Source organism: Crenothrix polyspora, from assembly GCF_900163755.1.
GTDB classification, from domain to species: Bacteria; Pseudomonadota; Gammaproteobacteria; order Methylococcales; family Methylomonadaceae; genus Crenothrix; species Crenothrix polyspora.
This window is the reverse complement of sequence record NZ_FUKI01000002.1, coordinates 45,962-60,553: the sequence shown is the minus strand read 5'-3', so window position 1 is coordinate 60,553 and position 14,592 is coordinate 45,962. Positions and strand designations below refer to the sequence as shown.

General features: G+C 45.5%; 12 protein-coding genes and 1 riboswitch. Of the genes, 5 read left to right on the top strand and 7 right to left on the bottom strand.

Annotation, left to right across the window (positions count from 1 at the left end):
- Window positions 1-15: 15 nt before the first annotated feature.
- Genes arsS through CRENPOLYSF2_RS00610 form a run of 3 tightly spaced genes read right to left on the bottom strand, consistent with a single transcriptional unit; the run spans window position 16 to window position 2,741 of the window.
- On the bottom strand, window positions 16-996 hold the full coding sequence (gene arsS / locus CRENPOLYSF2_RS00620) for an arsenosugar biosynthesis radical SAM (seleno)protein ArsS (protein ID WP_087142033.1): 981 nt from the start codon (window positions 994-996) through the stop codon (window positions 16-18).
- A 21-nt stretch (window positions 997-1,017) separates the two neighbouring features.
- Entirely contained in the window at window positions 1,018-1,695 is a 678-nt protein-coding gene (locus CRENPOLYSF2_RS00615; RefSeq protein WP_087142032.1) for a TIGR04282 family arsenosugar biosynthesis glycosyltransferase, read from the bottom strand.
- Window positions 1,695-2,741, bottom strand: coding sequence for a methyltransferase domain-containing protein (locus tag CRENPOLYSF2_RS00610; protein WP_087142031.1), 1,047 nt, complete (start codon window positions 2,739-2,741; stop codon window positions 1,695-1,697). Before CRENPOLYSF2_RS00610 ends, CRENPOLYSF2_RS00615 begins: the two co-directional genes overlap by 1 nt.
- Window positions 2,742-3,186: 445 nt before the next feature.
- Here CRENPOLYSF2_RS00610 and CRENPOLYSF2_RS00605 point away from each other — a divergent pair, with 445 nt between their 5' ends.
- Both CRENPOLYSF2_RS00605 and CRENPOLYSF2_RS00600 read left to right on the top strand, forming a co-directional pair.
- Window positions 3,187-4,101: a peptidoglycan-binding domain-containing protein gene (locus tag CRENPOLYSF2_RS00605; protein ID WP_087142030.1), complete on the top strand. Its 915-nt coding sequence runs from the start codon at window positions 3,187-3,189 to the stop codon at window positions 4,099-4,101.
- A gap of 33 nt (window positions 4,102-4,134) precedes the next feature.
- A complete protein-coding gene (locus CRENPOLYSF2_RS00600; RefSeq protein ID WP_087142029.1) occupies window positions 4,135-4,539 on the top strand; it encodes a hypothetical protein in 405 nt (134 codons plus the stop codon).
- A gap of 625 nt (window positions 4,540-5,164) precedes the next feature.
- On the opposite strand, the gene CRENPOLYSF2_RS00595 is transcribed toward CRENPOLYSF2_RS00600, so the two are convergent.
- From CRENPOLYSF2_RS00595 to CRENPOLYSF2_RS00585, 3 genes are read right to left on the bottom strand one after another with little or no spacing between them, the layout of a single operon-like run.
- The gene (locus tag CRENPOLYSF2_RS00595) at window positions 5,165-5,878 is read right to left on the bottom strand and encodes a DUF2490 domain-containing protein (protein WP_087142058.1); all 714 of its coding nucleotides are present in this window, start codon (window positions 5,876-5,878) and stop codon (window positions 5,165-5,167) included.
- 25 nt (window positions 5,879-5,903) lie between these two features.
- A complete protein-coding gene (locus CRENPOLYSF2_RS00590; protein ID WP_087142028.1) occupies window positions 5,904-7,775 on the bottom strand; it encodes a proton-conducting transporter transmembrane domain-containing protein in 1,872 nt (623 codons plus the stop codon).
- Window positions 7,772-10,360 carry a YbcC family protein gene (locus CRENPOLYSF2_RS00585; RefSeq protein ID WP_245807841.1) on the bottom strand — a complete coding sequence of 863 codons (2,589 nt, stop codon included), beginning with the start codon at window positions 10,358-10,360 and terminating at the stop codon, window positions 7,772-7,774. Before CRENPOLYSF2_RS00585 ends, CRENPOLYSF2_RS00590 begins: the two co-directional genes overlap by 4 nt.
- A gap of 274 nt (window positions 10,361-10,634) precedes the next feature.
- On the opposite strand from CRENPOLYSF2_RS00585, the gene CRENPOLYSF2_RS00580 reads away from it, so the two are divergent.
- On the top strand, window positions 10,635-10,979 hold the full coding sequence (locus tag CRENPOLYSF2_RS00580; protein ID WP_087142056.1) for a type II toxin-antitoxin system RelE/ParE family toxin: 345 nt from the start codon (window positions 10,635-10,637) through the stop codon (window positions 10,977-10,979).
- A complete protein-coding gene (locus CRENPOLYSF2_RS00575; RefSeq protein ID WP_087142027.1) occupies window positions 10,976-11,302 on the top strand; it encodes a helix-turn-helix domain-containing protein in 327 nt (108 codons plus the stop codon). The genes CRENPOLYSF2_RS00580 and CRENPOLYSF2_RS00575 overlap by 4 nt, the downstream gene beginning before the upstream one ends.
- A 184-nt stretch (window positions 11,303-11,486) precedes the next feature.
- Here the strand turns inward: CRENPOLYSF2_RS00575 and thiC are convergent, their stop codons facing one another.
- Window positions 11,487-13,358: a phosphomethylpyrimidine synthase ThiC gene (thiC, locus tag CRENPOLYSF2_RS00570; protein WP_087142026.1), complete on the bottom strand. Its 1,872-nt coding sequence runs from the start codon at window positions 13,356-13,358 to the stop codon at window positions 11,487-11,489.
- Between the two features lie 29 nt (window positions 13,359-13,387).
- Window positions 13,388-13,489: riboswitch (TPP riboswitch) on the bottom strand.
- Between the two features lie 336 nt (window positions 13,490-13,825).
- On the opposite strand from thiC, the gene minC reads away from it, so the two are divergent.
- The gene (gene minC / locus CRENPOLYSF2_RS00565; RefSeq protein ID WP_087142025.1) at window positions 13,826-14,575 is read left to right on the top strand and encodes a septum site-determining protein MinC; all 750 of its coding nucleotides are present in this window, start codon (window positions 13,826-13,828) and stop codon (window positions 14,573-14,575) included.
- The last annotated feature ends 17 nt before the right edge of the window (window positions 14,576-14,592 follow it).

Below are 14,592 nucleotides of genomic sequence, written 5' to 3'. Positions count from 1 at the left end.
CAACCAGGTAATTTTCTAAGTCAGCGCCCCCGCACAACTTGAACCTTGCCCCGCCGTACAGCCAAAACAATGCTCAGCCACACTGATTTTTGTCGCTGCAAAATTGACATCCAGTAAATCCCGCAAGTGTTTTGGCGTTCCACCTGCCAAGGGCAGTGCCAGCATCTGGTTAAAATCGCAGTCATACACAAAGCCTTGCCAGTCCACACTCACTAAGCTTTTGCACATCACCTTATCTAAGTTCTGCGCTTGATAAGTATCCTTTAACAACTGTAAATAGCCATCAAACACCGCACGCGGGTTGTCCTGCTGCTTGCCGTTGGCAAACAGCACCGCACCAAAGCGCTGTATCGGCATATTCACCAAGGCAAACAATTGGTTAAACTGTATATCGAACTGGTCGTGCAAATACTGGCGGTAATCGACTTCCAGCTGTTGTTGTGGCGGTGGCAGGCTAGCGCCTTGCGGATTAAACACCAGATTCAGCACCAAGCCACTGTCAGTTTTGCCGTAGCCCAGATCATTAAGTTTTTGCAGTGCCTTAATAGAGGCCGCGAACACGCCTTTGCCGCGTTGTGCATCGACATTACTTTCCAGATAACACGGTAGCGATGCAATCACCGCCACCTGATGTTCGGCTAAAAACTCGGCTGCCCACTCGTAACCTGACTCTACCAAAATAGTCGGGTTGCAGCGGTCGATAACCTGCAAGCCCTGTGCTTTAGCGGCTTTAATCAGCCAGCGAAACTCAGGATTCATTTCCGGTGAACCGCCGGTCACATCCAATTGGGAAATGTGCTGTTGTTTGGCAAATTGCAGTGCGATCTCCATAGTGGCGCGGCTCATTAATTCCGTGCGCTTAGGCCCTGCGTTAACGTGGCAATGCGTACAGCTTAAATTGCACAAATAGCCCAGGTTCATCTGCAAGGTAGTCAATCGCCCACGATAAATTTGTGGAAATTGGCTGTCGAGTAATAAAGGCTTGACGTTATACATGGCAAAACCACTTTAATTAGGTTAAAAATCAGGCCGTAGCAGGACTTCTAAAAACTGCCTAAATTCAACTTGTTCAGGAATAGGTGCAGTTAAATCATGCAACGCGGTGTGTAACAGCACCAAATCAGCCGACTCATCGACATCGTGCAAGGTGGTAATTGTTTGCACCTCACCCAGGGGCTGTAGGTTACCTAGAAATTGAGCGCCGGTATCTGCCGTGCTATAGCTAACCTGTGTCCAGCAAGCGAGCGGTATAATGCGATTGCCGCCAAATAGCCAAAAACCGCCATCAAAACTAGGCCCGAAGGCAAAGCGTGCCTGCTCCTTATCGGCTAGCCAGTTGCTCGCCATCAGTAAATGGCTAGCGGTCATTTGCGGACTATCAGCGCCTACCAAAATAACAAAAGCGTATTGTTGCAATAAGTTATTATAGATATGCGCCATACGCTCACCCAAACCGCCTTCACCTTGCCACAGACAGGGCATGTTTTGCCAGTTGCCATAGCTTAATGCGCTAGATTCAGCAACCGCATAATAACCGTGCAGTGCGGTGTTTTGAACAACGGCTGAAACCACTTTGGCTGCTGCCAGATGAAAGGCCTCAGCGTTTGCTGTGCCTAAAGTTTTGACCAAGCGGGTCTTAACCGGTGACAGGCCTGGCGTTTTAACAAAAACCGCAATCGCACCGTACTTAACCATTAGCAGCAAGCCGCGCCCGATGCTGTGAGCTGACCTTTATTGGGTGGCGCACAATCAAACAGACCAAAATGGGTGGTCTTGTCACCCCAAAATTGAAAGTGTTCTGCATAGCGGCTTTTACTGAGCATATCGGCGCTATTGCCACAAATACGCAACGGTTTGCCGGTTTCTAAATGGTGGTGGTCATCAAGGTCAAAGGCATGCGGGTGTTGTGTCAACGTACCTTTATAAACCGCCAGCTGGCCAAAATCTTCGCAGCGATCTTCCAAAGGCATTTTAAACGCCCGCACGGTAACCGATCGAAAACCCACCATGCCGATTTTAGCCGCCACTTCCGTGTCATCTAAAGTGATAGGATTTTCTTTGACGACACGCATATCAGGGCAGCCCAAATCTTGCATAATGCGCCGAAAATCTTCCCAATACAAAGCACCGCTTAAACACTCGCCTAATAATACCGGATCGAGTTTGAGTGCGGGCGGAATACGCCTGTCGGCATACACGTCAGAAAAATACAGCTCCCCCCCCGGTTTAAGCACACGGAAAATTTCTGCTAATACCTTATGTTTGTTTGATGACAGATTAATAACGCAGTTGGACACCACCACATCAACAGAGTTGTCTCTAATGCCTACCGCGCTTAAATCTTCAATATGGCCGTGTAAAAACTCAACATTGGAACGAGCGTAGCCGTAACGTTCACTGTGCCAATCGCTGTGAGACTTAGCCACTGTTAACTGCTCTTCGGTCATATCAACCCCTATCACCCAGCCGTTTTCACCCACTAGTCGCGACAGCAAATAGCAATCACGTCCTGAACCACAACCTAAATCCAATACGGTGCAGTCTTCTAATGCTGGCGGTAACGGCGAGCCGCAGCCATAAAAACGCGCCAGCACTTCGGGGTGTAAATCAGCCAGCAATGGACGCAAATGCCGTGGCATAGCATCCAGCGTACAGCAGGCGCTGGTTTTTAAATCTTGACTGGATTGCAACACTTGTCCGTAATAATTTTGTACTGATTCGCTGAGCGATGTATCGGTCATATTGATTCTCATGTTTTAGAATTGATGTATTGCTCACGCAAGCCAGACCCGCCATGAAAAATTTCACAGCACTCGGTAAACTGTCATTTTATTACACTATTTCACCTTAGGTTGGCATAGCCAATCAAGCATTGGAAAACAATAACGTCTGAAAGTTGCATCATATATTTTGCTTAACCGAAGATGTTTTTTTAATATACAAACCAATAATACTGCAATTAAATGTGAAAAAAATCACAGATTTTAACGCTATTTTGCCTTACTATATCCCCATTTTCATCGAAAAAATATTTGCGTGGTGATGCGTCTCCATAAATTTAAGTATCGTTATTTTAAAATAACGATAAGGTATTAGCGCTGTTAGGTAATAGCGAGATTAGTTTTTTACCATACATTAGATATTTTAGTAAAAACTAACTACTGGCTGTAGTGAGGGTAGAATATTATGATTGTTAATCTACGGTATTGTATTTTTTTTGTGCTGCTGGAATTTTACGGGGTAGGTTTTGCTTCTGGTTACAATCCTGTCACGCAGCAAGCGCAAACCAACCTCACTGCGCAAGGTTTTAATCCAGGTGTTCTTAATGGACTAGTGAATAGCGATACTTTTGCTGCCATATATGCTTTTCAGGAAAAATCAGGGCTGCCAAAGTCAGGGAAACTGGATGTTGCTACTTTGCAAAAGCTGGCTATTACGCTGTCAGAAGAGACCACGCCAGCCGTAGAAAATTGGCAATCTTTATCGACACAAGCAGACATTGACCTATTAATAAAAGACGCTTACGCAGATTATGTTGCTTATGCACCAGGTGTTAATTTAAATATACCGGGACAAGCAATTTTAACCGCCATGAATCAAAGCGCCGATGCCTTTGGTAGTCGTCGTTTAGGCCAACCCATGCACACCATACACGGCTACAAAATGATGTCCAATTGCCTTAAAAATCCCTACGCCAACATACATTGGTCTGATCTTACCTTGCACTATTATTGCCAGATGTCATTACCGCGTGATTGCTACACCTCAGCTTTGCTAGGGGAATTATCAGGGGGAGTAAAGCTGTCAAGAACCAATGCTTATGTAGGTTGCGCTAATGGAGAACTAGCAAAATCTGCAAAATTTGCGTGGGTTATAAAAAACCAGGCTTTGGTATTTCAGTATGTCATGTTTGCTCAGACCCATGCCTTTAATCATATGCAAGAGCAGGCTATTATCAATACGTTTTACGGTGTGGAACATCCAAATGATCCGGTAGAATGCCGGTTAAAACGTCCGCGTCGAGCCAATGATCCGCTAGATGGTAGCCATTGCCTAACAAATAAGGTAATGCTAGAGCAACTGGTGGGAATAGGCATTTAAATGTTTGTTAAATGACATTACAAGGAGACGTAGTTGGTAGAAAATAAGCTTTTAGTGCTAGGGATTTTTTGTATTGTACTGGCTATTATTGGTAGGGGGTTTAGCGTTTTTAGTGCGAGTGTTCCGGTAATAAACTCAGTTAAGCGGCAAATTTTGTTGGTGTTACTGGGCTTAATACTTATAAGCCCTGTGGTAAATCCTAATGCCTTGAAACAATTAAAATGTAATCACTATGCCCGTGTTGCCATAGAGCAAAATAAAACGAATCTTAAAGTGCAATGTAAACTATCCGGCAACCAGTGGCATGATGATTACCATAAACATTATGCGTGGTGTTTAAATCAGCCTATACCCCACCCTAAATATGCCATCGATGCACGAAAAAATGCTCTGGCAACCTGTGCGTTAAAGCAAAACAGAAGCGACTGGCATTTTTGATTTAAGCGACTAAACACTAGAGCCCGCTACTTCTCTTAGGAATGTGTATGAAATAACGTGAGCAAGTTCATGCTTCGACAGGCTCAGCACGAACGGAAATGGCGTTTAAGTTGTTCAACTTATTTCATGCACGTTCCTTAGCAACGAATAGCCTCACGCCACCCAAAGTAATGTGTGCGAGCATTACCTGTTGCATCAATGCAGCGTTTTTTTTAATTTCACTCAGGTCTGTATTTGGGTTAATGCCCAGTTCTCGCACCACGACACTAATCCCACCACTGTTTATTGTTCTATTAAAGACTTGCTGTTTTACATAGGTTACATAATGGTTACCGCAACTTGGACAACATACGAATATTGAAACCCTATCGAGATTCCCGTCACGGTTGCTTGTCATAAATTTTGATGACCAGGTTATAAAACCAGGGCGGACGAAACAGTACGATCCAAATTAATATTAACGGGGTGATGGGAATTGGGCTAATTTCAAGAATTGCAATAAACAACAGAATAAAAAACCAGAGTATGCGCATGACTATTTCCTTGTTGGTGACTGTCTGCTCATCACCTGGTAATAGATGAGGAGCACTTGAAGCTACGATACCCCACCCAGCACGAACAAAGATTAAAAATTCATAAACAATGACACCATTGCTAAATGACGCATGGTGTTATTGGTATGGGTCGCATCATCCAGGTATTGGTTCATATAGCCGCCCTCAAGACGAAAGTTTTTGTTAAATGTCCAACCCAGTCCAACAAAAGCACGGTTTTGATCAAATCCTGCTTGCCCCGAAGCGGTGGTATTAACACGGATGAAAAACTCATCCCAGGTAATAAAGCTGAGTTTGGGTTCAAATTCAAACGGGTGTGTAAACTTTATCATCTGGCGTGGCCGAAACCGTACATCGCTGCCAGGGATGAAATTGGCTTCCAGCATTGTTCTGAACATGACCGTACCATAATCAGTCGGTAACACATAGCGGAACGCAGGCCAGATATCCTGTTGGTTAACATACGACTTGCCGATATTTTGCGTAGGCAACCAGGTATACCCCGCCCACAAGGTGGCACGGTCGCTGATAGAATAACCCACGGCAGCACGTACCATGCCCTGATAAAAATGGCCAAAATCATCATTGACACGCGCCTGACCTTCTAGCCATAGCCGTGCTTTACTCAGTTTAGGGTCAATAATGCCCAAGCTGCCTTCACCGACCATCTGCGACCAACTGCCGGAATCCTGTAATACATCGTCTACAGCAAAAGCAGGGCAGCTGATGCCTACAGCACTTATCAACGCGGCTATTTTCAGTGGTTTCATTTTTTTAGGGGACATGGTTTTGTTATCTCTTTTCGAATAATTATACGGTGTAGGTTTCATTAGGCCTGCCCATACACAAGCCCATATAAACCCTGGCTGCCGCAATGCCGTTCACCACAAACGCAATGGTAATAGGTAGCGCAAACCACGGATGCTCACTGCTGGCGTGTGCCAATAAAATATCTTCGCTAAGAAACGCAGGGGTAATTGGAAAGCCAACCAGCCCCAAAAAGCTAATAAACAATAACAATGATAGCTTAGGCTGTGTCTCTGCCATTGCCCGAAATGCAAACGGTGCGGCCTCAAAGTGCTGGTTTTTAAGCAGCTTGCTTAACACGATGATCCCCAGCAGCCAGGACGGTAAGATGCCAGAGAAAAACATCAGCACATCCGAGCCTATGTGCGGATTAATCAACAAAACAGCAACACCGGACAGTATGTAACTTAACAGGATGCTGTTCCAGACCTTAAACGGGCTGTGCTTTTGACTAAAGGCGCTGGAGGAGGCAATAATCATCGCTATCGACACGGGTATGGCCAGATATTTGTGGTCAATAGCAGTGTTGGTTGCTATCAGGACACCGCCGCCCAATGCAGTTAAGGTCATCAGGCCTAACCACCACACATTGAGTGCGTTGACCCAGCCACCTATGCGCTTAAACGGTGTCCACAACAGGCTGCGTACTAAAAATTCCAAACCACCTTCCTGCAAGGCGAAGACATACAAAGTGTTTTGCAACACTTCCGGCAATTGGTTGCGAATAGAAAGGGGCAAAAACTGGCGCATCGGATTTTTTTCAATGTAGAAATCAGTATTCGCCGCACCTTCGACACGTAACAAATGGGTGATGATGGACGGCGACACCAATAGCTGGTAACAGCGCAAAAACGCATTGCCCATAAAATGCAATAACACCAGAGTATCCAGCCCAAGCGACAGTTCGATAAACATTAAGCCGACTTGGGTGATAGAGGCGTAAGCAATCTGGCCCTTGATATTGGATTGGGTTTTTTCCGCTAAACTGGCAATGATGACCGTCAACAAACCGATAAAGAAAATAATGGCGCGGGTGACGACATGGTAGCTCCAGATGGGATCGGTACGCAGCAACAAGAACACCCCCAAATGCACCGACAATGCGCCATAGAAAATCGCACTGGACGGCGTAGGGCCTTCCATTGCACGCGGCAGCCAAAAACAAAACGGAAACTGCGCCGACTTACCGGAAGCCGCGATAATAATCAAAAACGTCAGCAATGACAGCTCGCCATAGCCCAACGACGACAACACATTGTTCTCAGCCAAGCTGGCCATTTGGCTAAAATGTGGGCTTTCGTGGAACAGCATGTGGCTCATCCACGTCCCCAGCAACAGGCCAATGTCGCAGAACCGATAAATAGTGTAGGCACGCAAAGCATTTCGGACTGGCTGCACGCGGTGGCGATAAAAGGCAATCAGCATAAAAGACGATATGCCGACAATCTCCCAACCGGCAAACAGCATGTCAATAGAGCCGGACAGGATGATTAAGTTTAGCCCAAACAAAAAGCCAAAAATATTCAGGAAAAAACGCTTGTAGCCGGTTTCACGGTGCAAATAGTAACGGCAGTATTTGGTGATGATGGAGAATATAATCCACACGCATACCAAATAAACCGCCCCGACCCGATCCAGATAAAACAGGATAGGAAAGTGGTAATCGGCAGTTTCGTACAGGCTAAACCATACGTATTCATAACTTTGAAAACCGTGACTGACCCACAATGCCAGTAAAGCAATAATACTTACGCCCGTTAAATGGGTAATCCAGTTGCTGATGGTGGAAATGACTTTTTCGTTATTAGGCGATAAAAATACCAAGACAAAGCCCAGCAGGGGTATCAATTGGCAGGCTAAAATAAGTCCGTTCATGACAGGCTCCGTGTCAGTTGATGCGCCGGTATGGTTTGGTTTTGGACATCGAACACCTGTTCTGGGCGAGTGAACAACGGGCTGCTGGCATCGACGGGTAAATCGATGGTTTCCCAACCGGTCGCGGTAAATAAAAATTGTTGCCGATCTGTAGGCCTGCACGCCACCAAACGCACCCATTCGTTATCCAGCCATTCCTTAAGGTCACCGATGTTAGCCAAAGACTGGTCGATAACTTCTGGGCTTTGTTCAATGACGATCAACAAACGCGCAGGTTCGTGAACTTCAATCATTTGCTGCGGCAAGCCGGTACGCAAATCGCCTTCAACACCGTTGGCAACCCCCAGCAAGCCGATGACATTATGCGGCAATTTAGTGCCCGCGCCATACACCGAGTTATCAATGCGCGAGAACAGATATTCCAGGTTAATGCCACCACACACCGGAATAATCGCACCCAAAATCTTGACCAAGATGCTGCCGGTGGGGTCGGTTTCGGCGGCGTAAGAATGCAAAAAGGCGCGGCGGTCTAGGAACAGGTTTTTGGTCAACTCGCGCTTGCCAACCACGCAATACAGATTGTTGGAATGGTTGTATTCAGGCCGTGGCTCAAAAATGGACGAGGCACGGGCGCGGACATGCTGATGGGCTTTGTTATGGGCTTTGGGGGACAGCTCAAACCAGCGGCAACGCTCTTTGGCATTGCGTTCCAGTGCTTGTGTCATGGTGGCCTTGAATGCTTCCAATTCTTTAAAGGCAAAAGTTTCGTGCAGCTCGGCATCAAAATAAGTGGCCTCATCGCGGCTGGTGTTGTGCAAGGCAGCGATAAAGCGGGTGTTAGTGGGGATGTCGATACCACGTTCGCGTAATATTTTCCGCACTGATTCGTGGTTGGCCATCCAGGCAAAGGCACGGGCGTTGGGCGAGCCAGGCTTGCCGGAACACGCGCCGCAATCGTAAGCGGCAAAATGTGGGTTGTTCACGCTGCTGGAGCCGTGCGCGACAATGACCACCAGGGCGGCAAAATTGTCGGTCAAACCAATATTGGTGAGCAAACCACCGACGCGATCAGCCATTTCCTTAAAGGAAAAGCCCAGCAAATAACCGTCTTTGGTAGGCACATCGGATTCCCTGAGCAAATGCAGCTTGGAATGTGGTTTAATCTCGCTAAGCTTTTGAATTTTCGCCATTGATGCGGTCGGGCTAAACACGTTCCAGGCCAAGCGGATGGCATAACCCAGCCCCAAGGTTTGGGTGAACAGCCAGCCACGCAGCAGCGAATGCGCTCTAAAGTGCATATTGGAAAAATCGCTGTCTTTGGGTTTGGGTGGATTGCCCGATTCCATCACTAAATGGTTAGGGGTAATCACCACCGGACACTGGGCGACAGGGTAAGCGTCATCCAAACCTTGGTACAGAAAATCGATACCGAAAAATCCGGCTGCGCCAAAGGTTTCTATAGCTGGGTTTAGGCTTTCCAAATGGCGACGGATGGAGCATTCACGGTCATCAATACAAAACACCGACTGTATTCTTAACGGTATTGCGGCATCCGGTTTGGGGGCTGGCGCTTGGGTTTTTAGTGCGCGAAGCAGCTCGGTGTGCAACGCCCATTCCATCGCCTCATGCCATACTTTCAGGCGCACCGCTACCTTGGCGCTGCTCGCCACCTCGCTTAAGCGTGGAATGTTGGCAAGCTGCGGCAGTTGTGAAATACCTTCAAAAGCTTCACCTTTTTTCTTGTACAAAAACGCCAATTCACAGGCCAGCTCAACGGCGATTAGTTCTTTGAGTGAAATGGAACGTGGCACTAACAGAATATTGGGCGCTTGCTCGATCATATTCACCATACCCGACCAACCGGGATGCGCCAACAGCATCTCCAATATATATTGTTCGTAAAGCGTTTTATCACCAACGATTTTTTCCAAGCAGATGCGGATCACGGTGTCGGGTGTTTCCAGAAACAACTCACGCAACCGGTGGTCATGGAAAGGGTATAACGGTAAAAAGCTGTTATGTACCAGCCGCAATACGCAATCCCAAAAGCCTTCACCACTTTTAGGCATGGTCCAGCGACTGATGCCCTGGTCGAGAAAATTACTCAACAAGCGAAACAGTACCGGATGCACACGCCCGTTTAAGTCTACTTCCAGATAGGTTAACAAGGCAGTACGAATACCGTTAGTAGCGATGGAAATCGGTGGATAGTGGCTATGGGCATCCCTGACAAACAAGCGCCCAACCAGTTCATCTTGTGGCTTTCCGATTAAACCTGAGCGTTTGACGGCCCAATCCAGTGCCGCAGGGGTGATTCTGCCTTTGCTATAAAGATCCTGGTAATCGTTTAAGGGCAGATAGCTTCTGGCACCAAAAATTTTGGCAGCCACCGCCACACCGTGATGAAACGGGAAATGCTGTACTGAATGCAAGGTGTTATGGTGGATAAAATCCTTAATTGGGCCTTGCGTGGGCAACCAGTGGGCTATGTGCGCTATGGCATTGTCCACGTTAAATGAAACCGTTTGACCGTGTTTTTCAAGGTCGTCAGCGGTCTTATAAACGTTATCCATGTCTATTTTCATACTATTATTGCAACCTTTAATGATGTCTAAAGTAAGTATCGGGCGGATTTACCAGCAATCGCCAAATCCTTGTAGGGGATACTTAAACAGACAGCACTTTGCATGCCATAATTTATAGAATTGATAGATAAGGTATTTTTTTAAAAAAAATGCATAGTGGTTGAATTGCCCCATCTGCGTGGTTGAATTGAACCAATACAGGATAATATTTTTACTGCTTTCCTGTACAATTTTTAGCTTGCAAAATGTTGCCCAATTTGGCAACATAACTGACATGAAAAAAACAAAAGCTATTTCATGGATAAAGGCAGCGCGTAAAGATTTCGAAGAATTTCCGGAGGACGTGCAATGCGATATGTTTGATGCACTGACCATTGCTGCCGAAGGCGGCAAATCCGACAAGGCAAAACCTTTCTTGGGTATTGATGGTGGTGTATTCGAGATAGCATTACGCCACGACGGTAATGCCTTTCGTACTCTTTACGCGGTTAAAATCGGCGCGGATATTTGGGTAATCCACGCCTTCCAAAAAAAATCGAAATCTGGGATCAAAACACCACAAATGGATGTCGATCTAATTTATGCACGAATCAAACGATTAAAAGAGGCTTTAAAATGAACGATAACGAATTGGAGCTGGTACGCGGCAGCGGTAATATCTACCGTGATTTTGGCCGACCCAATGCAGTGTTAGAACAAGCTCGCGCTATTATTGCGGCAAAAATCATCCAACTTCTTGATGATCGCAAGCTATCGACACGTAATGCCGAAAAATTGACGGGGATTTCACACGCGGAGTTTTCACGTATCCGCAACGCCAAGCTTAGCCGGTTTACACTCGACCGGATGATTTCTATTATTGGTAAATTGGATGCCGATGTGGAAGTTAATGTGACTTTTCATTCTCGTCAGCAAAACCAGAATGGGCTACAACGTGTATAAATTACAAAAATTTTAGATGTGTAACCCCCTGGCATACTCAAGCCCATAAAATGCCAGTACGGGCAAATTTTAGCCGCACTACACAATAACTCAAGCCTCTGCTCCTGAAAACTTAGGAACAGAGGCTTTTTTATTAACGCCGCTAAAATCCAGTGCGCTCAGTGCCTACAAATATTACTTGTTATCAGACTTTATGATAAATATCCGCCCCTTCTTCCAAAAACTGCTTGGACTTTTCATCCATACCCAACTTTAACGCTTCATTTTCATCAGCGATGCCTTTTGCAGTGGCATAATCCCGTACATCCTGGCTAATTTTCATCGAACAAAAATGCGGGCCACACATCGAACAAAAATGCGCCACTTTGGCTGAATCTTTCGGCAGCGTTTCATCGTGAAATTCACGGGCTTTTTCAGGGTCCAGGCCGATATTAAACTGATCTTCCCAACGGAACTCAAAGCGTGCCTTCGACATCGCGTTATCGCGTGCCTGTGCGCCAGGATGGCCTTTGGCTAAATCCGCCGCATGCGCCGCAATTTTATAAGTCACAATGCCTTCACGAACATCTTGCTTATTAGGCAAACCCAAATGCTCTTTTTGGGTGACATAACACAGCATAGCGCAGCCGTACCAACCGATATTAGCCGCACCAATCGCCGAGGTAATGTGATCGTAACCTGGTGCAATATCGGTGGTCAACGGCCCTAATGTGTAAAACGGCGCTTCGCCACATACTTCCAACTGCTTTTCCATATTAACTTTAATCATGTGCAACGGCACATGACCAGGGCCTTCTATCATAGTTTGTACGTCGTGCTTCCAGGCAATTTTGGTCAGCTCACCCAAGGTTTCCAGTTCACCAAATTGCGCCGCATCGTTAGCATCATAAATAGAACCCGGACGTAAGCCATCACCTAATGAGAACGATACGTCATAAGCCTTCATAATTTCGCAAATTTCTTCAAAATGCGTGTACAAGAAGCTTTCGGTATGGTGCGCCAAACACCATTTAGCCATAATAGAACCGCCGCGTGACACAATACCAGTCATCCGTTTTGCGGTTAACGGCACATGATGCAAGCGTACACCGGCATGAATAGTAAAATAATCCACGCCCTGCTCAGCTTGTTCAATCAAAGTATCGCGGTACATTTCCCAGGTCAGTTCTTCCGCCTTGCCGTTCACTTTTTCCAGCGCCTGATAAATGGGTACAGTGCCTATGGGTACAGGGGAATTACGTAAAATCCATTCACGGGTTTCATGGATGTTTTTACCCGTCGATAAATCCATGATGGTATCGCCGCCCCAGCGGATACCCCAGAGCATTTTTTCCACTTCTTCATCAATAGATGACGTTACCGCAGAGTTGCCCAAATTACCGTTGATTTTCACCAAGAAATTACGACCAATGATCATCGGCTCCAATTCAGGGTGGTTGATATTGGCAGGGATAATAGCGCGGCCTCTGGCCACTTCATCACGCACAAATTCAGCGGTGATAGCATCGGGAATAGCCGCACCAAATGATTGCCCTGGATGTTGACCCTTCCATAAATCACGCATCAATTCCATGTTTTGATTTTCACGAATAGCAATATATTCCATTTCTGGGGTAATAATGCCTTTACGCGCGTAGTGCATTTGCGATACGTTATGGCCAGATTTGGCGCGTCGTGGCGCACGGATATGCTCAAAACGTAAATGCGCTGTCGCGGTATCATCCAAACGCTGACGGCCAAAATCAGAGCTAGGCCCTGTTAAAAGCTCAGTATCGTTACGCTCTAAAATCCACGCCGCACGCACCGAACCCAAGCCTTTTTTTAAATCAATGGCGACATTAGGATCGGTATACACACCGGAGGTGTCATAAACATACAGCGGTGGGTTTTTTTCCGTGCCAAAATGCACAGGCGTATCCGACAAGGTAATTTTACGCATGGGCACCTGAATATCAGGACGACTGCCTTGCACATAAATTTTTTCTGATGCGGGATAAGAGTCAATTTTTACAGTATTTGACTCAATAGACTTTACTTCTTTAATGATAGCGCTCATGCTTATCTCCAACAATAAAACAATAAGGCGCAGGGAAGTTGTGGCTTTCCTACGCCGGTATTAACCGGAGTCAGGTTCAAAGGGTTTCTCTCAGCCTCACAACACATTATGAAGCACCCCTAGCCTTTACGGATATGTCGCTAAATTAAAGTAAAACAACAGCAATTGCAAGACACATCCACAGTTTCCCACGCACTATGTAACAGCGCAACCACAAAAAAACAAACATAACAGCCTGTAAGCAATATAAACTTGCCCTACCCTCAATTTTTACTAAACTTACCAAAAACCCAACGTCTTTAATTTAAAAACTAGAAAAAACTGTTATTTTTATTTATGATTTCAATTTTTATTTTAAAAACATCACTCTAGTCAGTAGCAAAAACAAAATTTAGCATCGCTAACAATGCTTTTTTTAATGAGCAATGCTAGAATCCTACCATTAACAAACTGAGAACATTAAGCGGATGTCGACAGACAATCAAACAACAGCTTACAACCCCCCTGTTTTAGAATTTAAAAGTAGTTCTTTTTCTGTGCCAGCTTTGATTTTATCGGGTAATGAATTAAAGGCCATAGAACAACAACTCCAGGAAAAAATAAAACTAGCCCCTGAGTTTTTTAAAAATTCTCCGGTAATCATTGACTTAAAGGAACTTACCAAGCAACATCTTGACATTGATATTGCCTTAATTACCGAAATAACACGCAAGCTTGGCTTGTTACCCATTGGTATACGTGGCGGCTCTTTGCAGCAAAATAAAAATGCGTTAGCGTTACGTATTCCCGTTTATTCTAATAGCAGTAATCGCACCAACCCAGTAGAGACGCAAAAAACAATACCAGCAACACAGATAACCGAGGATGTTAACCCTTCCAAAGAGGCGGCATCTAGCAAAGCAATGATCATTACGCAACCTATCCGTTCTGGTCAACGTATTTATGCACAAGGTGACTTGATTATTCTGGCACAAGTCAGTGCAGGTGCAGAAATTCTTGCTGAAGGCAATATTCATATTTATGGCGCATTACGTGGACGCGCACTAGCTGGTGTACAAGGCAATACCGATGCCCGTATTTTTTGTACACATTTACAAGCCGAGTTAATTTCAATTGCCGGAAATTACAAGATTAGCGAAGATTTAACAAAAAATATTTACAACAAACCCGTACATATTTACTTAAAAGACTATACTTTAGTCATTAAGGAACTTTAAACTCATTCTGTATTATT

Coding starts and splice junctions, on each gene's coding strand:
- arsS (WP_087142033.1), bottom strand. CDS start 996: ATGTATAACGTCAAGCCTTTATTACTCGACAGCCAATTTCCACAAATT.
- CRENPOLYSF2_RS00615 (WP_087142032.1), bottom strand. CDS start 1,695: ATGGTTAAGTACGGTGCGATTGCGGTTTTTGTTAAAACGCCAGGCCTG.
- CRENPOLYSF2_RS00610 (WP_087142031.1), bottom strand. CDS start 2,741: ATGACCGATACATCGCTCAGCGAATCAGTACAAAATTATTACGGACAA.
- CRENPOLYSF2_RS00605 (WP_087142030.1), top strand. CDS start 3,187: ATGATTGTTAATCTACGGTATTGTATTTTTTTTGTGCTGCTGGAATTT.
- CRENPOLYSF2_RS00595 (WP_087142058.1), bottom strand. CDS start 5,878: ATGTCCCCTAAAAAAATGAAACCACTGAAAATAGCCGCGTTGATAAGT.
- CRENPOLYSF2_RS00590 (WP_087142028.1), bottom strand. CDS start 7,775: ATGAACGGACTTATTTTAGCCTGCCAATTGATACCCCTGCTGGGCTTT.
- CRENPOLYSF2_RS00585 (WP_245807841.1), bottom strand. CDS start 10,360: ATGAAAATAGACATGGATAACGTTTATAAGACCGCTGACGACCTTGAA.
- CRENPOLYSF2_RS00580 (WP_087142056.1), top strand. CDS start 10,635: ATGAAAAAAACAAAAGCTATTTCATGGATAAAGGCAGCGCGTAAAGAT.
- CRENPOLYSF2_RS00575 (WP_087142027.1), top strand. CDS start 10,976: ATGAACGATAACGAATTGGAGCTGGTACGCGGCAGCGGTAATATCTAC.
- thiC (WP_087142026.1), bottom strand. CDS start 13,358: ATGAGCGCTATCATTAAAGAAGTAAAGTCTATTGAGTCAAATACTGTA.
- minC (WP_087142025.1), top strand. CDS start 13,826: ATGTCGACAGACAATCAAACAACAGCTTACAACCCCCCTGTTTTAGAA.